The 22652-nt window shown below is 71.6% G+C and carries 19 protein-coding genes and 2 pseudogenes; 14 read left to right on the top strand and 7 right to left on the bottom strand.

Annotation, left to right across the window (positions count from 1 at the left end; genetic code table 11):
• Nucleotides 1-41: 41 nt before the first annotated feature.
• Nucleotides 42-527, bottom strand: coding sequence for an Lrp/AsnC family transcriptional regulator (locus ABZ826_RS30365; protein ID WP_361455255.1), 486 nt, complete (start codon nt 525-527; stop codon nt 42-44).
• Between the two features lie 437 nt (nt 528-964).
• On the opposite strand from ABZ826_RS30365, the gene ABZ826_RS30360 reads away from it, so the two are divergent.
• The 3 genes from ABZ826_RS30360 (at nt 965) to ABZ826_RS30350 (ending at nt 5251) form a co-directional block, all read left to right on the top strand.
• Nucleotides 965-2128, top strand: a complete 1164-nt coding sequence (locus ABZ826_RS30360) for an acyltransferase (RefSeq protein ID WP_361455252.1) — start codon at nt 965-967, stop codon at nt 2126-2128.
• Nucleotides 2129-2497: 369 nt separating this feature from the next.
• Entirely contained in the window at nt 2498-4003 is a 1506-nt protein-coding gene (locus tag ABZ826_RS30355; RefSeq protein WP_361455249.1) for an FUSC family protein, read from the top strand.
• Nucleotides 4004-4180: 177 nt separating this feature from the next.
• A complete protein-coding gene (locus ABZ826_RS30350) occupies nt 4181-5251 on the top strand; it encodes a lactonase family protein (protein ID WP_361455285.1) in 1071 nt (356 codons plus the stop codon).
• A 119-nt stretch (nt 5252-5370) separates the two neighbouring features.
• Here the strand turns inward: ABZ826_RS30350 and ABZ826_RS30345 are convergent, their stop codons facing one another.
• Nucleotides 5371-6294, bottom strand: coding sequence for a hypothetical protein (locus tag ABZ826_RS30345; protein ID WP_361455246.1), 924 nt, complete (start codon nt 6292-6294; stop codon nt 5371-5373).
• A gap of 112 nt (nt 6295-6406) precedes the next feature.
• Nucleotides 6407-7480, bottom strand: coding sequence for a BadF/BadG/BcrA/BcrD ATPase family protein (locus ABZ826_RS30340; RefSeq protein WP_361455243.1), 1074 nt, complete (start codon nt 7478-7480; stop codon nt 6407-6409).
• A gap of 142 nt (nt 7481-7622) precedes the next feature.
• Here ABZ826_RS30340 and ABZ826_RS30335 point away from each other — a divergent pair, with 142 nt between their 5' ends.
• Nucleotides 7623-8300, top strand: a complete 678-nt coding sequence (locus tag ABZ826_RS30335) for a uracil-DNA glycosylase (RefSeq protein WP_361455240.1) — start codon at nt 7623-7625, stop codon at nt 8298-8300.
• A gap of 159 nt (nt 8301-8459) precedes the next feature.
• On the opposite strand, the gene ABZ826_RS30330 is transcribed toward ABZ826_RS30335, so the two are convergent.
• The gene (locus tag ABZ826_RS30330; RefSeq protein WP_361455237.1) at nt 8460-9548 is read right to left on the bottom strand and encodes an exo-alpha-sialidase; all 1089 of its coding nucleotides are present in this window, start codon (nt 9546-9548) and stop codon (nt 8460-8462) included.
• 171 nt (nt 9549-9719) lie between these two features.
• Between ABZ826_RS30330 and ABZ826_RS30325 the strand changes: the two genes are divergently transcribed.
• Nucleotides 9720-10436, top strand: a complete 717-nt coding sequence (locus tag ABZ826_RS30325; RefSeq protein ID WP_361455234.1) for a cupin domain-containing protein — start codon at nt 9720-9722, stop codon at nt 10434-10436.
• On the opposite strand, the gene ABZ826_RS30320 is transcribed toward ABZ826_RS30325, so the two are convergent.
• Nucleotides 10424-10966, bottom strand: a complete 543-nt coding sequence (locus tag ABZ826_RS30320) for a GNAT family N-acetyltransferase (protein WP_361455231.1) — start codon at nt 10964-10966, stop codon at nt 10424-10426. The two genes, ABZ826_RS30325 and ABZ826_RS30320, sit on opposite strands and share 13 nt — an antisense overlap.
• A gap of 86 nt (nt 10967-11052) precedes the next feature.
• A pseudogene (locus tag ABZ826_RS30315) lies at nt 11053-11777 on the bottom strand (substrate-binding domain-containing protein); the annotation flags it as partial.
• Nucleotides 11778-12093: 316 nt separating this feature from the next.
• Between ABZ826_RS30315 and ABZ826_RS30310 the strand changes: the two are divergent.
• From ABZ826_RS30310 to ABZ826_RS30270, 9 genes and pseudogenes are all read left to right on the top strand, one after another.
• Nucleotides 12094-12474 carry a hypothetical protein gene (locus tag ABZ826_RS30310; RefSeq protein ID WP_361455228.1) on the top strand — a complete coding sequence of 127 codons (381 nt, stop codon included), beginning with the start codon at nt 12094-12096 and terminating at the stop codon, nt 12472-12474.
• A 169-nt stretch (nt 12475-12643) separates the two neighbouring features.
• The gene (locus ABZ826_RS30305) at nt 12644-13741 is read left to right on the top strand and encodes an NADH:flavin oxidoreductase/NADH oxidase (RefSeq protein WP_361455225.1); all 1098 of its coding nucleotides are present in this window, start codon (nt 12644-12646) and stop codon (nt 13739-13741) included.
• A gap of 655 nt (nt 13742-14396) precedes the next feature.
• The gene (locus tag ABZ826_RS30300; protein WP_361455223.1) at nt 14397-15482 is read left to right on the top strand and encodes an ABC transporter substrate-binding protein; all 1086 of its coding nucleotides are present in this window, start codon (nt 14397-14399) and stop codon (nt 15480-15482) included.
• Between the two features lie 133 nt (nt 15483-15615).
• Nucleotides 15616-17241 (top strand): sugar ABC transporter ATP-binding protein, encoded by a 1626-nt coding sequence (locus ABZ826_RS30295; protein WP_361455220.1) that lies wholly within the window; start codon nt 15616-15618, stop codon nt 17239-17241.
• Nucleotides 17238-18209, top strand: coding sequence for an ABC transporter permease (locus ABZ826_RS30290; RefSeq protein ID WP_361455217.1), 972 nt, complete (start codon nt 17238-17240; stop codon nt 18207-18209). Before ABZ826_RS30295 ends, ABZ826_RS30290 begins: the two co-directional genes overlap by 4 nt.
• Nucleotides 18206-19267, top strand: a complete 1062-nt coding sequence (locus ABZ826_RS30285; RefSeq protein WP_361455214.1) for an ABC transporter permease — start codon at nt 18206-18208, stop codon at nt 19265-19267. Before ABZ826_RS30290 ends, ABZ826_RS30285 begins: the two co-directional genes overlap by 4 nt.
• 94 nt (nt 19268-19361) lie before the next feature.
• A complete protein-coding gene (locus tag ABZ826_RS30280; protein WP_361455211.1) occupies nt 19362-20390 on the top strand; it encodes a LacI family DNA-binding transcriptional regulator in 1029 nt (342 codons plus the stop codon).
• 55 nt (nt 20391-20445) lie between these two features.
• A pseudogene (locus tag ABZ826_RS30275) lies at nt 20446-20611 on the top strand (thioesterase); the annotation flags it as partial.
• A gap of 199 nt (nt 20612-20810) precedes the next feature.
• The gene (locus tag ABZ826_RS30270) at nt 20811-21191 is read left to right on the top strand and encodes a helix-turn-helix transcriptional regulator (RefSeq protein ID WP_361455208.1); all 381 of its coding nucleotides are present in this window, start codon (nt 20811-20813) and stop codon (nt 21189-21191) included.
• 6 nt (nt 21192-21197) lie between these two features.
• Here ABZ826_RS30270 and ABZ826_RS30265 read toward each other — a convergent pair whose 3' ends face one another.
• On the bottom strand, nt 21198-22616 hold the full coding sequence (locus tag ABZ826_RS30265) for an FAD-dependent oxidoreductase (protein WP_361455205.1): 1419 nt from the start codon (nt 22614-22616) through the stop codon (nt 21198-21200).
• Nucleotides 22617-22652: the final 36 nt, after the last annotated feature.

Genomic DNA, 22652 nt, shown 5'->3' with positions numbered 1-22652 from the left:
TGTGTCGGGAAGTCAGGACATCCGGGGCGCCGAGCCGCTGATCACCCGGGGTTGCCGACGGCCGTGCGGCCCATCGATTCGACCAGCGGCAGCAACCGGTGCGGCACCCGCTCGCGCAGCGCCACATCGGTGCGCGTCCTGACCACGCCGGGCAATTGGATCAGCCGCTGGATCACGTCCTCCAGATGCCCGTTGTCACGGGCCACCACCCGCGCCAGCAGATCGCCGCCACCCGTGGTCGAGAACGCCTCGACGATCTCCGGAACGGCGGCGAGCGCCTCACCGACCTCGTCCAAATGCCCCTGGGTGACTTCCAGATGAACGAAGGCCAGCACCGGGTGGCCCAGTGCGGCGGGGGACAGGATCGGACCCGTGCCGGTGATCACACCGTCTCTCTCCAGCCGGTCGATACGGGCCTGGAGGGTGCCGCGGGCGACGGAGAGAAGGCGTGCGTACTCACGGACACTGGTACGCGGCTGCTCGATGAGCAAGCGCAGGATGCGGGTGTCGAGGGCGTCCACCGCCATAGTCCGTTGGTCTCTTCCTGGTAGGTCGATCCGGTCTGCGACTGTACCAATGGCCGGGTCGGCGGCCCCTTCCGGGCCGATCCCGCGCAGCCCGGCCCGCGTCTCGTACCCGTAGTCCCGCAGAGCTACGAAGACGGTTCCCTCTCCGGCAGGACGCGGACTACGGGGGCCCGTCCCTAGCTTCTGTACCCGAAGCGCTCCAGCCGTCCGGTGCGGGCGGAACGATCAGCCATGCCGTTCCGCCCGAGCACCGGCCTGCTCGCCGTGCCGGCGAAACCGACGGTGGGACGGCCGGTCCCGCGGGGGACCTCGCCGACGTCTTCGCCGACGGCGACAGCGGCCGGAGCAACCGGCTGGAGCCCGGCCCCGCACCGCTGCAGAACATCGCCCGGATCGTGGCCGCACCGGTCATGTCCGCTGAGCCCTCGGGAGAGCGCATGCGCGACTTCGTCCGACGGATCGAATCCGCCACCCCCGCCGACCGTGACCGCGCGGTCGACGGCCTGCGCGCCATCGCCATCCTCGGGGTGGTTCTCGGCCACTGGCTGGTGACCGCACTGGTCGTCGACAGCGGCACCGTGCACGGTGCCAGTCCGCTCCAGTACATGGCCCGATTCACCCCGATCTCCTGGTTGTTGCAGACCCTCGCCGTCTTCTTCCTGGTCGGCGGACAGGTAGGCGCGAAGAGTTACGCCTCCGCCCGCGCCCGTGGCGAGAGCTACGGCCGGTGGCTCCGCACGCGGATGACGCGGCTGCTGCGGCCGGTGGTCGTCGTGCTGGTCGTATGGGCCGTGACGGCGAGCGTGATGCTCGCCTCCGGGACGGACCAGGGCACCGTGCGCGCGCTGTGCAAGCTCGTGTGGTCCCCGCTCTGGTTCCTGGTGGTCTTCGCGGCACTGACGGCGGCGACCCCACTGGTGGCCGGGCTGCATCCGCTGTGGCCGTTCGCCGTCGTGCTCATCACCGACCTCCACCGGTTCGGCCTGGACGCGCCCGGCGGGTTCGCCGCGGTCAACGTGGTGGCCGGCTGGCTGGTTCCGTACTGCCTGGGCGCGGCCTGGGCCCGCGGCGACCTGCGGAGCCGCAGAACCGGCTGGACTCTCCTCCTCGGCGGAGCCGCCGCCACCACCGGACTCGTCCTGTGGGCCGGATATCCCGCGGCCATGGTCGGGGTGCCGGGCCTGGAGATCTCCAACCTCGATCCGCCGACCCTCGCCGTCGTCACCTTCGGCCTCGCCCAGTGCGGAGCGGCGCTGTTGCTGCTCGGCCCGTTGCGCCGGGTGCTGCGGCGACCGGCCGTCTGGGCGGCGGTGGCGACGGTGAACCTCTCCGCGATGACGATCTTCCTGTGGCACCAGTCCGCGGTGATCGCGGTCACCGCCACCGCGCTGTCGGCGGCCGGGCCCCTGCCGGGCCTGCACACCGTTCCCGACACCACCGGGTGGGTACTCGCCCGGCTGGCCTGGCTCCCCGTGTTCGCCCTGGCACTGCTGATCTGCCGGTCGGCGTTCCGCGGTTACGAACAGGGGCGGCCGCGAAAGAACGGCATGGTTGTCCGCGAGGGGCGTTCCGAGAGGCTCGCGGCGGCACGTCGTACATGAGACGGACTACGGGCGGAGGGGCGGACACCGGAGAAGCGCCCCACGACGGCCCCGCGCGCACCGCCCGGCGGCGTGCGGGCGCACCGCGGACTCCGTGGGCCCCGGCCGCCCCGTTCCGTGCGGGGTGCTGCCGCCCGGCGGGTCACCCCGGCCCCGGGTGCGGGCCTGTTCGGCCCGATCACCGTCCGTTGGCCCAACGATGGCACCTTTCATTTGTCATCGACTGGGCCAATGGCTCATTGGTTTGCCTCTCGGTTGAGCCACGAGTCGCGAAGATGTTGTGATGGACCCGTCGATGGCGCTGCGGATCCCCGCGGCGCCTTTTTCATGCCGGTGCACAGGGCCGGTGTGCAGAAGCGGGAGCATGCGGTGCTGAAGAGGATGTTCGTTTGCCCGGACCCGGGCCGATCGCGGCTGCGCAGCGCCGTCCGGGCCGTCCTCGGCATCGGCTTGGCCGTCACCGTGTGCGGCCTGGCCGGCCACTCGCTCGTCGCGGCCGTCACCGGCGGTCTCGCCGCGCTGCTGGCCCTGTTCACGGTGCTCGACACCACGGTGCGCGACCAGGCGGTCACCACCGCACTGCTGCCCGCCGTCGGATTCCCCGTGCTCGCGCTCGCCGCGGTGCTGCACGACTGTCCGCCGGCTCGGGACGCTGCCTTCCTCGCGGTCATGGGTCTGGGTGTGTACGCCCGGCGATGGGGGCCGCGCGGTCACTCACTGGGCGTCTTCGCGTTCATGGCCTTCTTCACCACGCAGTTCCTCCACACATTGCCCGGACAACTGCCCGAGCTGTACTCCGCGGTCACCCTCTCCCTGCTCGCCTCGTCGACCGTCCGCTTCGGGCTCTGGTGCTATGAGCGACGGTTGCCCGTCGCCGCCCAGCTTGTCCCGGTGACGGGTGAGGGGCTGGCCCGCGCGACCACGCGCCAGGCGATCCAGGCGACCGTCGGCGGAGCCGTGGCGCTGGCCGCGGGACTGCTCCTCTCCGAGCAGCGCTGGTACTGGGCCGTGGGCGCCACCTGGTGGGTCTTCGTGAACACCGCCTCGTGCGGCGAGACGCTGGTGCGCGGCTACCGCAGGATCCTGGGAACACTGCTCGCCGTCCCAATAGGCCTGGCCGTCGTCGTTCCGCTGCACGGTTCGGCCGTACCCAGCGCGGTCCTCGTCGTGCTGGGCGTCTTTGGGATCTTCTACACCGCGGCGGTCTCCTACACCTGGATGGTGTTCTCGGTGACGGTCATGGCCGGGGCGCTCTACGGACTCCTCGGCGTACTGGACCCCGCCCTGCTCGTGCTGCGGCTCACCGAGACCGTCGTGGGAGCGCTCGCCGCGATGCTCGCGGTGCTCCTGGTGCTGCCGGTCACCACGCACGCCACGACCGACGCGTGGATCCAGCGGGCGCTGCGTTGCGTGCACACCTGCACGGCGGAAGCCGCGGCGCGACTCGCGGGATCGGCGACCGCCGACCCCGCGAGTCGGATCGCCGAACTGGAGGCGCTGCTGGGGAGGGTGCGGCTGTCCCTGGCTCCGCTGGTGCATCCGCTGAGCCCGCTGCGTGCCCGCAAGTCCCGTGCCCGACAGGTGCTCGGTCTGCTGGACACGTGCGCGCGGGAGGTGCGCGGACTGGCCGGTGTCGCGGCGGACCCGGAAGCCTCCCACGACGCCCGCCTCGCGGCCGCCTGCTGGCGGGTGGAGGCCGCCGTGGAGGCGCTGACAGCCCCGGACCTGCCGCACAGGGCCCGCGTGCCGGGTGTCCCGCCGCACCCGGCCGTCGCGGAACCCGCGCTCACCCATCTGCACGGCCTGGAGCGGGCGCTCGCCGAACTCGCCACACCGTTGCGCAGCGATCCACGGGCACCGTCGATCCGTGTGTGAAGCGGCTTCCGTGGAGCCGACCGGTGGCCGAGCCGACCGGTGGCCGAGCCGACCGGCGACCGATCCCTGGTCTAGGCCTAAGAGGGTGGCTGCTACCGTCGCCCCGGAAGATCGCGACGGCGGGAAACGGCCGTGGTCAGTCGGCGGAGAGGGGCAGTTGTGGTGACGAGCAGTGCGGTGGACAGCGACGACGGCGCGGAGCGGGCATTCATCGGGTCCTTCACCTCGGCGGGCGGGCGGGGAATCACCGTCGCCGCCGTGGACCGGGAGACCGGGGCGCTGACCGTCCTCGGCGCGACGGACGCCGTTCCCGACCCCTCGTACCTCGCCCTGGGCCATGGACCGGGTCCGGGCGGCCGTGTGCTCTACGCGGTCAGCGAGACCGAGCACGGGGCGGCCGCCGCCCTCGACATCACCGGTGAGGTGCCGGAGCCGATCGGCGGGATCCGGCCGGTGGAGGGCAGCGGCCCGACCCATCTCGCGCTCGCGGGCGGTCATCTGCTCACCGCCAACTACGGCTCGGGCAGCGTCACCGCACTGTCCGTGCGGGCGGATGGTTCCCTCGGCGCCGCCATTTCCGTGCTCAGGCACGAGGGCAGCGGTCCGGACGCCGACCGTCAACGGGCCCCGCACGCCCACCAGGTGCTCCCGGACCCGTCGGGGAAGTGGGTGCTGAGCGTGGACCTCGGGACCGACTCCGTACGGATCTGCGCGCTCGACGCGGCCACGGGGGCGTTGCGGCTGCACGGGGAGACGGCCCTGCGGCCGGGCACGGGCCCGCGTCATCTGGCCTTCCATCCCGCGGGCGGCCACGCCTACGTCCTGAACGAACTCGAACCGACCGTGACCGTATGCGGGTGGGACGCCGCCACCGGGATCCTGGAACCGGTCGGTGAGACGTCCGTGCTGCCCGAGGGACCGGCGGGGGACGGGGACACGGTGACGTACCCGTCCGAGGTGGTCGTCTCGCACGACGGACGGTTCCTCTGGACCGCCAACCGGGGCCACGACAGCATTTCCGTCCTCGCGCTCGACGCGGCGGGCGCGAAGGCATCCCTGGTCACGACCGTGGCCTGCGGCGGACACTGGCCGCGCGACCTCGCGCTCGACCCCACCGGCCGACGGCTGTACGCGGCCAACGAGCGATCCGGCAACGTCAGCTGGTTCACGCTCGACCCGGCGACCGGCGTTCCGCGTCACGCGGGCTCCCTGGACGCCCCCGCCGCATCCTGCGTGATCTTCGCCTGACCGCACGGCACGACGTCACGAGATCACGCCACGCACGACGCGATCACCGGACGGGCCGGGGGAATCCGGCCCGTCCGGCGATCGGGGACGCACAACCCTGCCGGGTACCCGGCATCGGGTCAATGCGCCTGAGCACCCTGAGCCATCGCCGGCGCGATACCGAGCGCCGTCGTGTACATCGACAGCACGAGTTTGCCGATCGCGGGATACGCGCCGAGCGGCTCGGCCGTCGCACAGCCCGCTTCCTTCGCGGCGGCGTCCAGCAGTCCCTCGGGCACCTCGGGGCCGACGAGGTACGGCGCCAGCGCGAGCTGCCCCGAGCCGGAGCCCGTCAGCTGCTCGGCGATCGATGCGACGGAACCCTCCACATCGAGTGCGGCGGCCATCACCGGTACCGCGAGCCGGGCCGCGAGCAGCATGCCGGTGATCCCGGCGGCCTGCACGGCCTCCTCGCCACCCACCGTGGCCAGCACGATGCCGTCGGCGGCCGTCGCCACGGTGAAGAGCCTGGCACGGTCGGCGCGGGCCAGCCCGGCCTCCGAAAGACGTACGTGGAGCGCCTCGGCGAGCAGCGGGTGCGGCCCGAGCACATCGGTCAGCTCGACCTGCGTACCGCTGTCCATCACGGCCTGCCGTATCCGCCGGACCAGGGCGCTGTCCGGCCCCGCGAGCAAAGGCACCACGACAGCGGAGGGACCCTCGGGCTCGGCGACCTCGCGGCCGACGGCCTGCGCCTGCTCGAAGCGCGCGACGCGCTCGGCAGCGCTGTGGGCGAGTACGGACGAGAGCGCGGGGTACTCGTCGTCGTCACCGTCGAGATAGCCGATCCGGGCATTGAGGCCGGGCAGCTCGGATCGGGCGATGCTGATCACCTCTTCGGCCAGGCCGCGCGTGGCCGAAGAGGGGGCACCGGGAACGGCGAGAACGAGCGCGGCGGCGCCCTCGGGTGCGACCACGGGCTCCGGGCGGCGGTGCCGTCCGGACTGGCGAGGTCGCGGCATTCGTACAGGCAGGCCGGAAGCGGGCCCAGTGGGGGTGCTCATGGCGCCGCATGCTACTGGTTTTGGGTACGCCTCCGTTCGGGGAGGGTCCAGTCGGGCGTTATCTGTCCGCTTTTATCCGATGAGAGGCTTTCTGGTCGACTGTCCTGCTCTGTCAGTGGCTGTTCGGGCCCTGCCCAGGATCGTCACCGAGTACGCGCAGGAGCGTCGGATGGCGCGGCAGCCGCAGATCCCCGGTGGCCAACGCCTGGGCGATGGACAGCGCACCGGTCAACGGATCACCCGAACCGGGGACCGTCCGTGCCTGCGGGACCTGCCGGGACAGTTCCTCGCGCAGCGGTACGAGCAGCGGATCGCCCATTCGGAACAGGCCACCCGTCAAGGCCACTTCGTACCGTTCGTCGTCGGCTCCGGCCTTCGGGCACACCGCCGCGGCGGCCTCCGCGATGTGCCCTGCGGCTTCGCGCAGAATGCCCGCGGCCACCGGATCGTGCCCGGCGCACGCGGCGACCTCGGGTGCGAACGAGGCCAGCACGGCAGGGCGGTCGGTACGCGGGTAGAGAAGTCCGGGCAGTTCCGGCGCCGGCCCGAACACCGCCTCCAGCCGGGCCAGCAACGCGGCGGACCCGCCGCGCCGGCCGTCGTGGGCGCGCATGGCCGCGTCGAGGCCCGCCCGCCCGATCCAGGCGCCGCCACCGCTGTCGCCCAGCAGATGCCCCCAGCCGTCGGCCCGGTGCCAGTCGGTCAGATCCGTGCCCAGCGCGATCATGCCCGTGCCACCCGCGACGACCGCCCCCGGACGCTGACCGACCGCACCCGCGTACGCGGTCACCGCGTCGGCGGCGAGAGCCAGCCGACGCACCCCGAGCGCGTGCTCCAGGGCCGAGGGCAGCTCGGCGCGCAACTGTCCGCCGAGCGTCGCCATACCGGCGGCGCCGACCGCCACGGCGGCGATCTCGGGGCCGGTGCCCGCGCCGTGCCGCTCCAGCATCCGGCGGGCGGCGGGCAGCAGTTGCTCCAGCAGATGGCCGGCGTCGATCCCCGTGGCTCCGGTGCGTACCGGCTCGGCGCAGAGCGTCGTGTCCACCGGGGCGGACGCGCCGACGGTGCCCAGCGCCACCCGCAGCCCGGAGCCGCCCGAATCCACGCCGAGCACGTACGGGTCCGTCGCACCGTCCTCACGCGCGCCGGCAGCGCTGCTTTCCGGCGAACGCCCGCGTGAGCTCATGGACCGGCTCCAGGAAGAAGGGAAAGGACGGCGGCAGCCTACCCCCGGTACCGCGAGCCGTGACGGGCGGCGTGGAAGATCGGCCTCCACGCGGCGGCTCCGCGCGGGAAGCCGGTCGTGTACGCCGGTAGAGTGATGTTTCGTGGCACCACGACCGTTGAACGAAGTAGTCGAGTCCGGCTGGGCCGATGCGCTTGCCCCCGTGGCCGATCGCATCGCCGCGATGGGCGATTTCCTGCGCGCGGAGGTAGCGGCACGTCGCACCTATCTGCCGTCCGGAGCGAACGTGCTGCGCGCGTTCCAGCAGCCCTTTGACGACGTGCGCGTCCTGATCGTCGGTCAGGACCCCTATCCGACGCCCGGGATGGCGATGGGGCTGAGCTTCTCGGTGGCCCCCGAGGTGCGTCAGCTGCCCGGCAGCCTGGAGAACATCTTCCGGGAACTGCATACGGACTTGGGGCTTCCGAGGCCGTCCAACGGCGATCTGACGCCCTGGACACGTCAGGGCGTGCTGCTGCTGAACAGGGCGCTCACCACGGCACCTCGCAAACCCGGCGCACACCGCGGCAAGGGCTGGGAGGAAGTGACCGAGCAGGCGATCCGGGCTCTGGCCGCCCGCGGCAAGCCGCTGGTGTCCGTGTTGTGGGGGCGTGACGCGCGCAATCTGCGACCGTTCCTCGACGGCTTCCCGGCGATCGAGTCCGCGCACCCGTCGCCCATGTCGGCGGACCGCGGATTCTTCGGCTCGCGCCCGTTCAGCCGTACCAATGAGGCATTGCTCCGCCAGGGGGCCCAGCCGGTCGACTGGCAACTGCCGTAGTCCGCGGCAGTCGCACGGCCGCTCCGCCGGACGTGGCGTGGCACCGGCTCCCTTCCCACGGGCGCGGCCCCGGCCGATGCTCCGTCACTCCGGAGTGTGCGGGGGAGTGACGTGGTGCTCCGGAGTCGTGCTCAGGCGACTGGGAAGCGACCCCGGTCGTCAGGGGCCGACGACCGCCGCCCGGACACAGAGGACATCCGGCAGATGCGAGGCGAGCTGCTGCCAGGTGTCACCGTCGTCCGCGCTCGCGTACACCTCGCCGTTGCGATTGCCGAAGTAGACGCCCGCCGGGTCGGCGTCGTCCGTGCACAGCGCGTCGCGCAGCACCGTGCCGTAGTGCGTCTCCTCGGGCAGGCCCGCCGACAACGGCTCCCAGGTGCCGCCGGCGTCGCAGGTGCGGAACACCCGGCAGCGGTGCTCGGCCGGTACGCGGTCGGCATCGGCGTTGATCGGGAAGACGTACGCCGTGTCCGCGCGGTGCGGGTGCGCGGCAGCGGCGAAACCGAAATCGGACGGCAGGCCCCGGCCGATGTCCGTCCAGTTGTCCCCCGAGTCGTCGCTCCGGAACACCCCCCAGTGGTTCTGGAGGTAGAGCCGGTCTGGATCGACGGCGTCCCGGGCCACCTTGTGGACGCACTGGCCGAACTCCGGGTTCGGGTCGGGGAGAAAGACCGCCGACACCCCCTTGTTCGACGGAGCCCAGCTCGCGCCGCCGTCCTTGGTGCGGAACACACCGGCCGTGGAGACCGCGATCGTCACGGCGTGGGCATCCCTCGGATCCGTGAGGATGGTGTGCAGACCCTCGCCGCCCCCGCCAGGCACCCATTTCGCACGCGTCGGATGCTCCCACAGCGGTCGGACCAGCTCGAAGGACGCCCCGCCGTCCTGGGAACGGAACAACGCGGCGGGCTCCGTCCCGGCGTAGACGACATCGGGCGCCTCGGGTCCCGCAGGGTGCAGCTGCCAGACGCGCTCCAGCGATGCCTCGGTGAACCGGGGGAACCTCACGGCCGGTTGCTGCGGCTCGACCCAGGTGCTGCCGAGATCGTCGGAGTGGAACACCGAAGGGCCCCAGTGCGCGCTGTCCCCGCCGACCAGCAGCCGGGGGACGCGCCTGCGGGTGTCGATGGCGATCGAGTAGATCGCCTGGGCATTGAAATGCGGGCCGTCGAACTCCCATGAGCCACCGCGCCGGTGGCCGATGAAGAGTCCCTTGCGGGTGCCCACGGTGAGCAGTACGTCGGTCATGGCCGAACCTCCCGAAACGCCGTTGTGTCGGATACGCGCCAGTCTGCACCCCACCACTGACAGAGGCCCGCAAGGTGGCCCGGACTCCGGGCCCTGTTGCTTCCACGGCCGGTGAAGTACGGTGCAGAAAGCGCTTGCCGAATGCCCTGGCCGAGAGACCGAGGAGCACTTGTGCCGACCTTCGAGGGGCTGCCCGGCTCCGTCGCCGTCTCGCATCTGCGGGTATACGACTGGCCCACCGAGGACGGCCTGTGCGGCGGGACGCCCCACGTCCATCTCGCCTGCTCCGAGGGGTATGTGGTGGTCGCGGGCGCGGGCTCGGTACAGACCCTCACCGCGTCGGGGTTCCGGCAGACACCACTGACGCCGGGCGCCCTGGTCCGGTTCACGCCCGGCACGATCCACCGCCTCGTCAACGAGGACGGGCTGCGCATCGTCGTCCTCATGGAGAACAGCGGACTGCCCGAGGCCGGTGACGCCGTCCTCACCCTGCCACCCCGTTACCTGGCGGACCCCGACGCCTACCGGGCGGCGGTCGTCCTCCCCGTCGACGGCTCCGATGCGGAACAGGGACGGGTCGCCCGCGCCCGCCGTGACCTCGCCGTCGAGGGGTTCCTCGCGCTGCGCCGGGCCACCGAGGCGGGTGACCCCGAACCGCTCGCCGCCTTCCACCGGGCCGCCGCCGCACTCGTGCGTCCGAGGACCGAGGACTGGCGGGAGCGCTGGCGGAAGGGAGCCGCCGCCGCGTCCGAGGTGACCGGTGGCCGGCTCGACGCTCTGGCGCGTGGCGACGGCGGATACCTCGCCGACGCCTGTGTGCACGCCGAACATCCCGCCGCGTACGGCAAGTTCGGTATGTGCGGGCGCCTGGATGTCTACCGCGGCTGACCGGTCCCGACGCCGTCAGCGCCTGCGGTGCGCACCAGTATCCGGCTCGTGCCGCCGTCGTCCTCCCGCGTGTCGCCGACGTGTCGGAATCCGATCCGGCCCAGCAGCGCCAGCGACGCCGCGTTCTCGGGGGCCACCGTCGCGTACACCTCGCCGAGCCCGAGGGCGTCGAATCCGTACGAGGTCAGTGTCCGCGCGATCTCGGTACCGAAACCCACCCCCCACGCGGCCGGAGCCAGGGCGTAGACGATCTCGTGGCCGTCCACCTCCGGGGACGGGGAGGGCTTGATCTCCGCGTGGCCGACCAGGCGGCCGCCGTGCCGCACGGCCCACACGTCGAAGAGCTTCTGTGCGTACACCTTGCTGAAGACCCGCCCGAACAGGGCGCGGTCCTCGGCCTCGGTCTGCGGCCCGTCACCCATCCACCGGGAGACCCGGCTGTCCTGGAAGAGCGCCACGAAGTCGTCCTCGTCCGGGGGTGTGTACGGCTCCAGGAGCAGTCGCCCGGTGTGCAGCGTGGGAGTCGTCATGACGCGGGACGCTACGTGGCTCCGGCCCGGCCCGCAATGGAATAGGAGTGCAGGCCGGACCGGGTGAGCGGGGCCGGCGGAAAGGGTCAGTGGCGTGGCTCGGCGGTTCTGCTGCGGACCACCGGCTTGGTGGCCAGGTCGACGCGGGGGTTCGCCGGGCGTTCGCCCCGTGCGAGGTCGAGGAGCAGACGGGCAGCGGTCTCCGCCATCTCGACGAGCGGCTGACGCGCCGTGGTGAGCGGCGGCCCGATCCACCGGGTGGGAGGCAGATCGTCGGAGCCGACGACGCTGAGGTCCTCGGGGATGCGCAGCCCCAGCTCGCGGGCGGCCTCGTAGACGCCCAGGGCCTGGAGATCGTCGCCGGCGAACCGGGCGGAGGGCGGGTCGGGCAGCCGCAGGAGTTCGAGCCCCTCCGTGTAGCCGGCCTCCTGGCGGAACTCGCCCTCCCGGATCAGTTCCGGATCGATGGGCAAACCCGCCGTCTCCAGCGCGGCCCGGTAGCCGTCCACCCGGGCGCGGCTGCACATCATGCGGGACGGCCCGCTGATCACGCCGATGCGGCGGTGCCCGAGGCCGGTCAGGTGGCGGCCGGCCCGCCCTGCCAGTTGGTGGTTCCGACCGACGGTACGTCGTCACCGGGGTCGCTCGCCGGGTCGACCACGGCGTACGGGATGGAGCGGCCGGCCAACTGGGCGCGCTGGGCGGCCGTCAGATCCGAGAGCACCAGGATGACCCCGACCGGCCTGCGGGCCAGCACCCCGTCCACCCAGGTCCGGCCGGGGGTCAGTCGGCCCGCGCTCTTGGAGAGCACCGGAGAGCCTCCCCGCTCCGGGAAATCCCGCGTGGAGATCCGGCCTTGCGGTCGGCTGTACGGGACAGGTTCCGAAACTTTCGAAGCGGTATTGCTCTGACCGGCCGGTGGTCGTTGGTGCCTGTCGGCGCGCACTGATGACCCGCCCTCCGACGGGCCGGCGCGTGTGCTGAAATTCTGGATGGCCGACCCGGCGGTGCTGCCACGGACCCGGTGGTCGGCCCGGTGGCCGGGGGCTTCAGCGGTCCGCGTCCGCCGGAGAGCCTCCGGCCGCATCCGGTCGAGGGGTGCGCCGGGCAAGGGAAGAGGCAGAGCGATGACGCATGGGATCGAGGATCGTGAGGGACGCGGTGTGGACCTGGAGATGGTCCCCGTCGGCTCGGGGGTCGAGGTCCGGGTCACGGGGCCGGCGGGCGAGTTCGTGCTGGTCTGTACCCCTGACCGCGCCCGGGAACTGGCGGCGGCCCTCGCCCTGGCCGCGGACGGGGCCGAGAGCGCGGGGTCGGCGGAGCCCGTCACCGTCCGGGCGCGCGAGCTGCGCCGGGGGGACGTGCGGGACGGCGACCGGGTCATGACGGTGGAGGGCGTCAGGGTCGACGGCGCCACCGCCCATGTGACCTGGAAGTCCGGCGCCGGGCGCAGCTGGACGCAGGGGTACGACGCGGACGCGGTCATCACGCTCAGGCGTCGCGGATAGGCCGCGTACGCGCGCGTACGGCGAGCGGTGTGTGAGGCCCGTTCCCGCCCGGGAACGGGCCTCATGCACGTCCGCGCCTTTGTACGAGGACCTTCGTAATTTGACGGCTCTCGTAGTACGGTAGCTATCGTACTAGTGAGTCTTTCGTGTCGTCGAAACGGAGTCCGACGTGAGTGCCCTCTTCGAGCCCTACACCCTGCGGTCGCTCGTCATTCCCAACCGGGTGTGGCTGGCGCCCATGTGCCAGTACAGCGCCGAACCGGCGGGGCCGAACGCGGGCGTCGCGACCGACTGGCACTTCGCCCACCTCGCGGCGCGAGCCATCGGCGGAACAGGACTCATCCTCACCGAGGCGACGGCCGTCAGCCCCGAGGGCCGGATCAGCCCGGCGGACCTCGGCATCTGGAACGACACCCAGGTGGCCGCCTTCCGCCGGATCACGGACTTCATCAAGGGGCAGGGGTCGGTTCCCGGCATCCAGCTCGCGCACGCCGGCCGCAAGGCGTCGACGGCGGCCCCCTGGCTGGGCGGCGACCCCGTCGGCCCGGACGCGCACGGCTGGACGCCGGTCGCCCCCAGCCCGCTGCCGTTCGACGACGGTCACCCCGTGCCGCACGAGCTGACGGTGGACGAGATCTGGGGCGTCGTCGATCAGTTCCGCGAAGCCGCCCGCCGCGCGCTCGACGCGGGCTTCGAGGTCGCCGAGGTGCACGGAGCCCACGGATACCTCATCGGGCAGTTCCTCTCCCCGCACAGCAATCGGCGTGACGACGAGTACGGCGGCAGCTTCGAGAACCGCGTCCGCTTCGCGCTTCAGGTCGTCGACGCGGTGCGGGAGGTCTGGCCGGAGGAACTGCCCGTCCTTTTCCGGATCTCCGCGACGGACTGGCTCACGGAGAACGACGAGGACGAGCGCGAGGGCTGGACCGTCGACGAGACCGTGCGGCTGGCCAAGGAACTCCAGGCCCACGGCGTCGACCTGCTGGACGTCTCCAGCGGCGGGAACGCCCCGCGCGCCCGCATCGGGACCGGGCCCGGCTACCAGGTTCCCTTTGCCGAACGGGTCAAGGCGGAGACCTCGCTCCCCGTGGCGGCCGTGGGTCTGATCACCGAGCCGCAGCAGGCCGAGAAGATCATCACCGAGGGCCGGGCGGACGCGGTCCTCCTCGGGCGCGAGCTGCTGAGGAGCCCGTCGTGGGCCCAGTACGCGGCCCGTGAACTGGGCGGCGAACTCCGCACGCCGGACCAGTACCTCCGCGCGGTCTGACCGACCGTACGACTCCGCTCCCGGCACCGGGCCTCGTCCCGAACAGGGCGCCGTGTCCGCCGCCACTCCTGAAGTCGTATCGGGCACCGTATGTATCCGGGCCTCCGCCGTACTTCCGGTGGGGGCCCGGTGGTGCGTTCCCTCGCGGGGGAGGGGGCGCTCCGGGCCCCGTCGGCGCTGCCCGGCGCCGAAGAGGCCGCGCAGTGGAGCAATCCAGGCGCCGTGGTGCAGCAGTTCCTGAAGCGGCGATTCGGCCCGGTGGATCGGGGACGGACACGGCGTGACTCCCGGAAGCCGAGGTCATTGCCCTTCGGAGAGTCATGAACTTTGCCCCGGGCAGGGTGACTTGGGTGAAACCCCGCACTCCCGGCGGCAGCGGTGCGATGCCGGGAGGACGTCCTCCGGCACATTTCGGAAACCCGCCGTACGCACTCTTGCCGCCCGCGTCACACCGCCTATATAACGTTGTAAACCGAGCCGCCGACAGGCTGTGCAGGCGTTCGCGACCACCGTTTCCACGGCTGTTCAAGCAGCTCGGAGTGGGATCGTGAGGAATGCAGTGGCATCGGCTGCCCGGCGGTTGATGCATCGTCCGGTCATGCCCCGACCGCACGCCTCGAAGCGTGCCGTCACCTCGCCAAGGAGCGTCCCGCGCATGATGATCCAGCGCCGATCCCGTCCCCTCGCCGTGGCCTGCCTCCTCGTCGCCACTTTTACGTTGGCCGCCTCCGGCTGCGCCAAGTCGGAAACCTCGGACAACGCGGGGGGTGACGGCGGCCAAGGGGCTCAGACCGCCAAGTCCCCGGAGAGCAGCTCCGGTTCGGGCTGCTCGCTGCAGGCCTACGGCGCGCCGAAGCTGGACCTCAAGGACGCGGTGGTCGGCTTCTCCCAGTCGGAGAAGGAGGCCAACCCGTTCCGTATCGCCGAAACCCAGTCCATCAAGGACGAGGCCGAGAAGGTCGGCGTGAAGAAGCTGCTCACCACCAACGCGCAGTCGCAACTCTCCAAGCAGATCAGCGACATCCAGGACATGCTGTCGCAGGGTGCCCAGTTCCTCATCGTCGCCCCGCTGAACTCCGACGGGCTGGAGCCGGCGTTCAAGGCGGCCGCGGCCAAGCAGGTCCCCGTCCTGACCATCGACCGCAAGGTCAACTCCACCGCCTGCAAGGACTATGTGGCCTTCCTCGGCTCCGACTTCGTGGAGCAGGGCAAGCGCGCGGCGGACGCGATGATCAAGGCGACCGGCGGCAAGGGCAAGGTCGCCATCCTCCTCGGGGCCTCGGGCAACAACGTCACCACCGACCGCACCAAGGGCTTCGTCGACCAGCTCGAGGCGCAGGCCCCCGGTCTGGAGATCGTCGCCCGGCAGACCGGCGAGTTCGCACGTGACAAGGGGCAGCAGGTCATGGAGCAGCTGATCCAGTCCAAGCCCGACATCACCGCCGTCTACGCGGAGAACGACGAGATGGGGCTCGGCGCGGTCACCGCGCTGAAGGCGGCTGGGAAGAAGCCCGGCAAGGACGTCAAGATCGTATCCGTGGACGGCACCCGGAACGCCGTACAAGCCCTGGTCGACGGCGAGTACAACGCCGTCATCGAGTCGAACCCGCGCTTCGGACCGCTCGCCTTCGCGACCGCTCAGAAGTTCTACGGCGGCCAGGAGATCCCGGAGAACGTCATCATCTCCGACCGGGCGTATGACGAGTCCAACGCCAAGGCCTCGCTCAGCGGCGCGTTCTGACCGCAGCGGTCCGCAGGGATCCGCGACGTCCTGGTCCACCGCCGCCGCGGCGAAGCTCTTCGGCGCGGCGACCCCCGCCCCGCCGCGGCGGCACGGGCCCACCTCCTGGAACAGCGGAAGGCCGATACCGCCCATGGCACCACCCGAAGCAGTACCGCAGGCGCCGGAGCCCACCGTCCACCCGACGGAGGTGACCGTTTCGCCCGCCACCGTCCTCGAAGCCCGCTCGGTGAGCAAGCGGTTCCCGGGCGTCGTCGCCCTCGACGACGTCTCCTTCACCCTGCGCGCCGGAGAGACCCACGCCCTGGTGGGGGAGAACGGCGCGGGCAAATCCACCTTGATCAAGGTGCTGACCGGCGTCCACCGCCCCGACGAGGGCGAACTGCGGCTGAGCGGTCGCCCCGTGGTGTTCGCCCGGCCGTTCGAGGCACAGCAGGCCGGGATCTCCACGATCTACCAGGAGGTGAACCTCGTCCCGCTGATGAGCGTGGCGCGCAACATCTTCCTCGGCCGTGAACCCAAGAACCGCCTCGGCCTCATCGACTTCTCCCGGATGCACCGCGAGACCACGGAACTGCTGTACGGCTTCGGCGTACGTGTCGACCCCCGAAGGCCCCTGCACACACTGGGCATCGGCACGCAGCAGATGGTCGCCCTGGCCCGCGCCGTCTCGGTCGACGCCCAGGTCGTCATCATGGACGAGCCCACCTCCTCGCTGGAGCCGCGCGAGGTGGAGACCCTCTTCCGGGTCATCGAGAACCTGCGCGGCCGGGGCATCGCCGTTCTCTACGTCAGCCACCGCATGGGCGAGCTCTACCGGATCTGCGACCGCGTCACCGTGCTGCGCGACGGCCACCGCATCCACACCGGCGACCTTGCCGACCTCGACCGCATGCGGCTCGTCTCCATGATGCTCGGCCGCGATCTGTCCGAGGTCCGCCGCACCGGCCTCACCAGCTTCGACGACGAGGGACACGACGCGGCACGGGCCCCGGCACTCACCGCGACCGGCCTCAACCGGCGCCACCGACTCCACGACATATCGCTGTCGTTGTACGGCGGCGAGGTGCTCGGCCTCGGCGGCCTCCTCGGCTCCGGCCGCAGCGAGACTGCGAAGGCACTCGCGGGCGCACTGAGCCTGGATTCCGGCGAACTCACCATCGGGGGACGGAACCTGCGCAGGATCAGCTCGGCCGGTGCCATCCGCTCCGGAATCAGCCTGCTGCCCGAGGACCGCAAGGCCGAAGGCATCGTGCCCGGCCTCTCCGTGCGTGAGAACATCGTGCTGGCCGCCCTGCCCCGGCTTTCCCGCTTCGGGGTGGTCTCCCGCCGCAAGCAGGACCGCGTCGTCGACATCTTCATGAAGCGGCTGAGGATCAAGGCGGCGAGTCTTGAACAGAAGGTCGGCGAGCTCTCCGGAGGCAACCAGCAGAAGGTTCTTCTCGCCCGCTGGCTCTGTCTGGAGCCCAGGGTGCTGCTGCTCGACGAACCGACCCGCGGCATCGACGTCGGCGCCAAGGCCGAGGTCCAGGGCCTCATCGACGACCTCGCCCGTGAGGGCCTCGCCGTCCTGCTCATCTCCTCCGACATCGAGGAACTCATCGAGGGCGCCGACCGCGTCGTCGTCCTGCGCGGCGGCTCCGTGGCGGGCGAACTCGCGGGCGACGAGGTGACCGAGAGCCATCTGCTCGAAGTGCTCGCCGACCACGCACCGGCGCCCGTCGGAAAGGCCCCGGCCGCCCAGGAGGACCCCCGATGACCCAGGCCGCCCTCGCCACCTCCGCCCGCCCCCTGGCGCGGCTGCGTGACCCCGCCTGGTACCAGGAGTACGGCGTCTACGTCGCCGTGGCGGTGGTGCTCGTCTTCAACGCCCTGTTCACCGAGCACTTCCTGACCGCCGTCAATCTGCGCACCCAGCTCGTCCAGGTCGCTCCCGTCGTCATCGTCGCCCTGGGCATGGCCCTGGTCGTCGGTACCGAGGGCGTCGACCTGTCCGTCGGCTCGACGATGGCGCTCGCCGCCGCGCTCCTGCCGCTCTACCTCGGATACGGGCTCGTGCCCGCGCTTGTCGTGGCGCTGCTCGCCGGCGCCGCCGTCGGCGCGGTCAACGGCGCACTGGTCTCGCTCATCGGGCTGCAACCGATCGTCGCCACACTCGCGCTCTTCGTCGGAGGCCGGGGCCTGGCCCTCGTGATGGCCGACGGTCGGCTCAAGCAGATCGTCAACCCGGACCTGCTCTCGCTCGGCACCGGCTCCTTCCTCGGCGTCCCGCTGGTCGTGCTGATCGCCGCGGTCCTCGCCGCGGCCGTCGCCTTCCTCGTGCAGCGCACCACCTTCGGCCGCCGGGTCGTCGCCGTCGGTGGCAACCGCTCGGCCGCGGCCCTCGCCGGACTGCCCGTACGGCGCGTCCTCATCGGTGTGTACGTGCTCTGCGGCGTACTGGCCGCCCTCGCCGGCATCCTCGCCACCGCCAGACTGACCGCCAGCGACCCCTCCTCGCTCGGCACCCTCATGGAACTCTCCGCCATCACGGCGGTCGTGGTCGGCGGCACCCCGCTGAACGGCGGTTCCGTCCGGGTGCTCGGCACCGTCGCGGGCGCCCTGCTGATGCAGCTGCTGCGCGCCACTCTGGTCAAGCACGACCTGCCCGACTCCACCGCACAGATCGCCCAGGCGGCCATCATCATCGCCGCCGTCTACGTCGCCCGGGAGCGTCGGTTGCGATGAACGAAACCCCACCTGCCGCGGTGGCCCAGTCACCGGCACCGCGAAAGAGCCCGGCGGCGTCCGGGAACGGAGAGCCCAGCCGGGCATCCGATTCCGGGCCCGCGATCACACGGCGGCTCGCCGGACTCCTCCAGCGCCAGGGCGTGCTCGCCGTGCTGCTGACCGTCGTGATCACCGCCTCGTTCGTCTACCCGACGTTCGCGACGCTGGACAACGCCCGCGGTGTGACCGTGCAGGCGTCGTTCCTCGCCGTGGTCGCCCTCGGCATGACGCTGGTCATCATCACCGGCGGCATCGACCTGTCCGTCGGCTCCGTCTTCGCCCTCGGAGGTGTGCTCGCCGCCTGGGCCTCGCAAGGGGGATTCCTGCCCGCGCTGCTCGTGCCGCTCGTGGTGTGCGGCGCGATCGGTCTGCTCAACGGTCTCCTGATCGCCCGTGCCTCGATGGCTCCCTTCATCGTCACCCTCGCCACCCTGCTGGCCGCCCGTGGCATGCTCCTCGCCCTCACCGACGAGGGCGCCACCACCTATCTCGTCCCGAAGGGCTCCGCCTTCGCCGAACTGGGCCAGGGGAGCATGGGGGGTTTCGGATACCCGGTCCTGATCGCCCTGGTGCTCTTCGGTGCCGGCGGACTGCTCCTGCAGCGCACCTCGTTCGGCCAGTCCCTCTTCGCCGTCGGCGGCAGCAGCGACGCGGCCACCCTGATGGGCCTGCCCGTGGCCCGTACGAAACTCCTGGTCTACACGCTCAGCGGGCTGCTCGCCGGACTCGCCGGTGCGCTGAACGCGGCCAGACTGTCCTCCGGCGTCACGATCGTGGGTGGGGGCATGGAACTCGACGCCATCTCCGCCGTCGTGATCGGCGGCACTCTTCTCGTCGGCGGCGCCGGATCGATCAGCGGCACCCTCTGGGGCGTCCTGCTGCTGGCCGTCATCCAGAACCTCATCAACCAGATCGGTTCGCTGAACTCCTCCTACCAGTCGGTGGTCAGCGGAGGGTTCCTTATCGTTGTCGTGGTGGCCCAGCGCTGGCTCGCGCGCGGCCGCAGAACCACCTGAGCCGTGCCCGGCGGGGCAGCGCCCCGCTCCTCGAAGCGCGAGCCAAGCCGATCCAGTGCGCACCGACGCGCACCGAGCCGAGTCAGGGAGTGCCGTGGGCGTCAGCCTCAAGGACGTTGCGCAACGGGCGGGCGTGTCCATCAAGACCGTGTCGAACGTGGTGAACAACTATCAGCACGTCACACCACAGATGCGCGCCAAGGTGCAACGGGCCATCGACGAACTCGGTTACCGGCCGAACCTCACCGCCCGCCATCTGCGCAAGGGCCGCACCGGCATCATCGCCCTGGCCGTGCCCGAGTTCGGCAACCCGTACTTCGCCGAACTGGCCGGCGCGGTCGTCGACGCGGCCGCCCGGCACGACTACACCGTCCTGGTCGACCACACCGCCGGCCTCAGGGAGAAGGAACTCCTGGTCAGCCAGGGCTTCCGCTCCCATGTCATCGACGGCCTCATCCTCAGTCCCATCCATCTGGAGACCGAGGACCTCATGGCGCGCACCGAGACCGCGCCCCTGGTCCTTCTCGGCGAGCGGGAGTACGAGGCCCCGTACGACCACATCGCCATCGACAACGTGGCCGCCGCCCGTGACGCCGTACGCCATCTCATCGACCGCGGCCACCGCCGGATCGCCTTCCTCGGCTCCCGCACCGGACGCGAACGGCAGCCCGCCCACCTGCGGCTGCGGGGCTGGCGCGAGGAGCTGGCCGCGGCCGGCATCGAGCCCGACGAGTCACTGGTGGTCGTCACCGACGGATACGGACGCGAGGACGGCGCCACCGCCATGGCCGCACTCCTGGACCGGGGAGAACGGCCCGACGCGGTCTTCGCGTACAACGACCTCATCGCCATCGGCGCCATGCGCACCCTCACCGCACGCGGCCTGCGCATCCCCGAGGACGTCGCCGTCGTCGGCTTCGACAACATCGAGGAGAGCCTGTACGGAGCCACCACCCTCACCACCATCGCCCCCGACAAGGAAGCCATCGCGCGGCTCGCCGTCGACAGCCTCGTCGAACGGCTCTCGGGCAACCCGGTGCCGGAACCGCGTCGTCCCCGCCCCGGCTACACCCTCGTCGTCCGCGAGTCCACCGCGCCCCGGCCCGCCGCGGAAGGGCACTGATCAGCGTTCCGGGCCCCGTCTCCGGCCCGGCTGCTTGAGGTAGGGGCCGGCCGAGGAGACGTTCGCGGTGGCCGCAGGAGATCATCAAGGAGGACGGCACGGTCGCGGCGCAGGTCACGGGCGTGGCGGGGCTGCTCGATCTGACGGCCCGCAAGCTGATCGCCGATCCGGCCGGGCCTCTCATCTCACTCGCCGACAACCCGGACCTGCTCAGCGGCTGACAGCCCGGCTCCGGAACCCGCGCCCTGGTCATCGACCGGCCGACGGGCTGATGTCCTTGGCCGGCCGGCCGGTTCGGCCATGGCTGCTACGGGGCCGCTGCGTACGGTCACGCCCAAGATCCTCACCGTACGGTGCATGTCAAACTACGAAGAGTCTCGTATTATGGGAGACCGGACCAAGCCAGGAAAGGGAGCCGTCGTGACCCCAGCCAGCGCCCCTGCCACAAGCGCCGCTGCGGTGGGTGGCCGCGCGCTCGACCATCCCACGCGGGACGAGATCCGCATCGAGGCGGTGCTGCACGCGCTCTCCGACCCGGTGCGGCTGCGCGTGGTCCGGGAACTGGCCGTCGCCGGCTCCGAACTCACCTGCTCCCGCTTCGACCTGCCGGTGTCCAAGTCGACCTCCACGCACCACTTCCGGGTGCTGCGTGAGAGCGGCATCGTCCAGCAGATCTACCGCGGCACGGCCAAGATGAACGGGCTGCGCCGAGACGATCTGGAAGCACTGTTCCCCGGGCTCCTCGACACCGTCCTCGATGGCGCCAACCGGCAGGTGCAGCGCATCGGCGAGGACCGATAGACAGCCTCACGATCCGCCCCGCTCGGCACCCTCCGAGGCGTCCAGCAGCCCCGCCCAGTCCGGGATCTTCACCGGCCCCCGGCCCAGCGACACGCCCAGTGCCGCCTCCGCCCGCTCGATGGATTGCCAGCCCTTCCATTCCACCGGCCGCAGCCCCCATGCCCGCAGCGCGGTCACCGGATCGGGCACCGGCGGTCGCCCGGCGAGCAGCGGGGCGTCGTCCAGCAAGGACGCCACCGTCTCCTTCGCGCACGACCGGTTCGAGCCGATCACTCCGGTCGGCCCCCGCTTGATCCACCCGGCGACGTACTCCCCGGGCGACGGCACGCCGTCCCGCAGCACCCGCCCCGCCAGATGCGGCACCGTCCCGCGCGCCGCGTCGAACGGGAGGCCGGGCAGCGGCAGCCCGCGGTAGCCGACGGCCCGCAGCACGAGCTGGGCATCGATGTCCTCGTACGCACCGGAGTCGCGTACACCCCCGCTGCCGTCCGGCACGGTACGGGCGAACCGGACCCCGGCCACCCGGCCGTCCCGCTCCAGCAACTCGACGGGCCGCAGAAAGAAGCGCAGGTGGATGGTGCGCGCCGGATCTCCTCCCGGGCTCGCGCCCCTGGCACCGGCCGAAGCCCATCCGCGCAGCACCTCGACGTTGCGTCGCGCCGCCGCAGTCAGGGGCGGCACGTCGGGCGGAGAGGACAGGGCCGTCGCCGGCCCCGGGGACGGATCGACATAGGCCGGATCGAGCGCCAGCTCCGCCTCGTCCACCACCACCCGGGCGTGCGGCAGCCCGCCCAGCTCCCGCAGCTCCTTGGTGGTGAACCTGGCCTGCGAGGGCCCACGCCTGCCCGCCATGTGGACCTCTCGGACCCGGCTGCCGGCCAGCGCGCCGAGCGCTCCGTGCGGTACGTCGGTCGGGCGCAGCTCCTCCGCGCTCCGCGCGAGAATCCGCGCCACGTCCACCGCCACGTTGCCGACGCCGATCACCACGACCGAACGGGCCCGCAGTGCGAAGCCGTTGGCGGCGGCGTCCGGGTGTGCGCTGTACCACGAGACGAACTCGGTCGCGGAACAGCTGCCGGGCAGGTCCTCGCCGGGGACGGCGAGGCCGCGATCGGTCGCGGCCCCGACGCAGTACACGACCGCCTGGTAGAGCTCACCGATCCGTTCGGGCGGGATCCCGCCGCCGCCCACCTCGACATTGCCGAGGAAGATGATCCGCTCGTGCTCCAGGACGGTCCGCAGACTGTTCTGCAGCGATTTGATCTTCTCGTGATCGGGGGCCACGCCGTAGCGCACCAGGCCGTACGGGCAGGGGAGCCGGTCCAGCACATCGACCCGGACGCCGGGCACCCGGTCCTGCTCGACCAGGGCCTGCGCGGTATAGACCCCGCTGGGACCGGAGCCGATGACGGCGACACGGAGCACGGCGCACCTCTTCCCGCAGGATGCCTCCAGCATGAC

The organism is Streptomyces sp. NPDC047515, from assembly GCF_040643055.1.
Taxonomy (GTDB): Bacteria; Actinomycetota; Actinomycetes; order Streptomycetales; family Streptomycetaceae; genus Streptomyces.
This window is presented reverse-complemented; position numbering and strand designations above follow the sequence as displayed.

What these genes read in the sequence shown, in the direction of transcription:
- ABZ826_RS30365 (WP_361455255.1), bottom strand. Translation starts at nt 527, where the DNA reads ATGGCGGTGGACGCCCTCGACACCCGCATCCTGCGCTTGCTCATCGAG.
- ABZ826_RS30360 (WP_361455252.1), top strand. Translation starts at nt 965, where the DNA reads ATGCGCGACTTCGTCCGACGGATCGAATCCGCCACCCCCGCCGACCGT.
- ABZ826_RS30345 (WP_361455246.1), bottom strand. Translation starts at nt 6,294, where the DNA reads ATGAGCACCCCCACTGGGCCCGCTTCCGGCCTGCCTGTACGAATGCCG.
- ABZ826_RS30340 (WP_361455243.1), bottom strand. Translation starts at nt 7,480, where the DNA reads ATGAGCTCACGCGGGCGTTCGCCGGAAAGCAGCGCTGCCGGCGCGCGT.
- ABZ826_RS30330 (WP_361455237.1), bottom strand. Translation starts at nt 9,548, where the DNA reads ATGACCGACGTACTGCTCACCGTGGGCACCCGCAAGGGACTCTTCATC.
- ABZ826_RS30320 (WP_361455231.1), bottom strand. Translation starts at nt 10,966, where the DNA reads ATGACGACTCCCACGCTGCACACCGGGCGACTGCTCCTGGAGCCGTAC.
- ABZ826_RS30310 (WP_361455228.1), top strand. Translation starts at nt 12,094, where the DNA reads ATGACGCATGGGATCGAGGATCGTGAGGGACGCGGTGTGGACCTGGAG.
- ABZ826_RS30300 (WP_361455223.1), top strand. Translation starts at nt 14,397, where the DNA reads ATGATGATCCAGCGCCGATCCCGTCCCCTCGCCGTGGCCTGCCTCCTC.
- ABZ826_RS30295 (WP_361455220.1), top strand. Translation starts at nt 15,616, where the DNA reads ATGGCACCACCCGAAGCAGTACCGCAGGCGCCGGAGCCCACCGTCCAC.
- ABZ826_RS30290 (WP_361455217.1), top strand. Translation starts at nt 17,238, where the DNA reads ATGACCCAGGCCGCCCTCGCCACCTCCGCCCGCCCCCTGGCGCGGCTG.
- ABZ826_RS30285 (WP_361455214.1), top strand. Translation starts at nt 18,206, where the DNA reads ATGAACGAAACCCCACCTGCCGCGGTGGCCCAGTCACCGGCACCGCGA.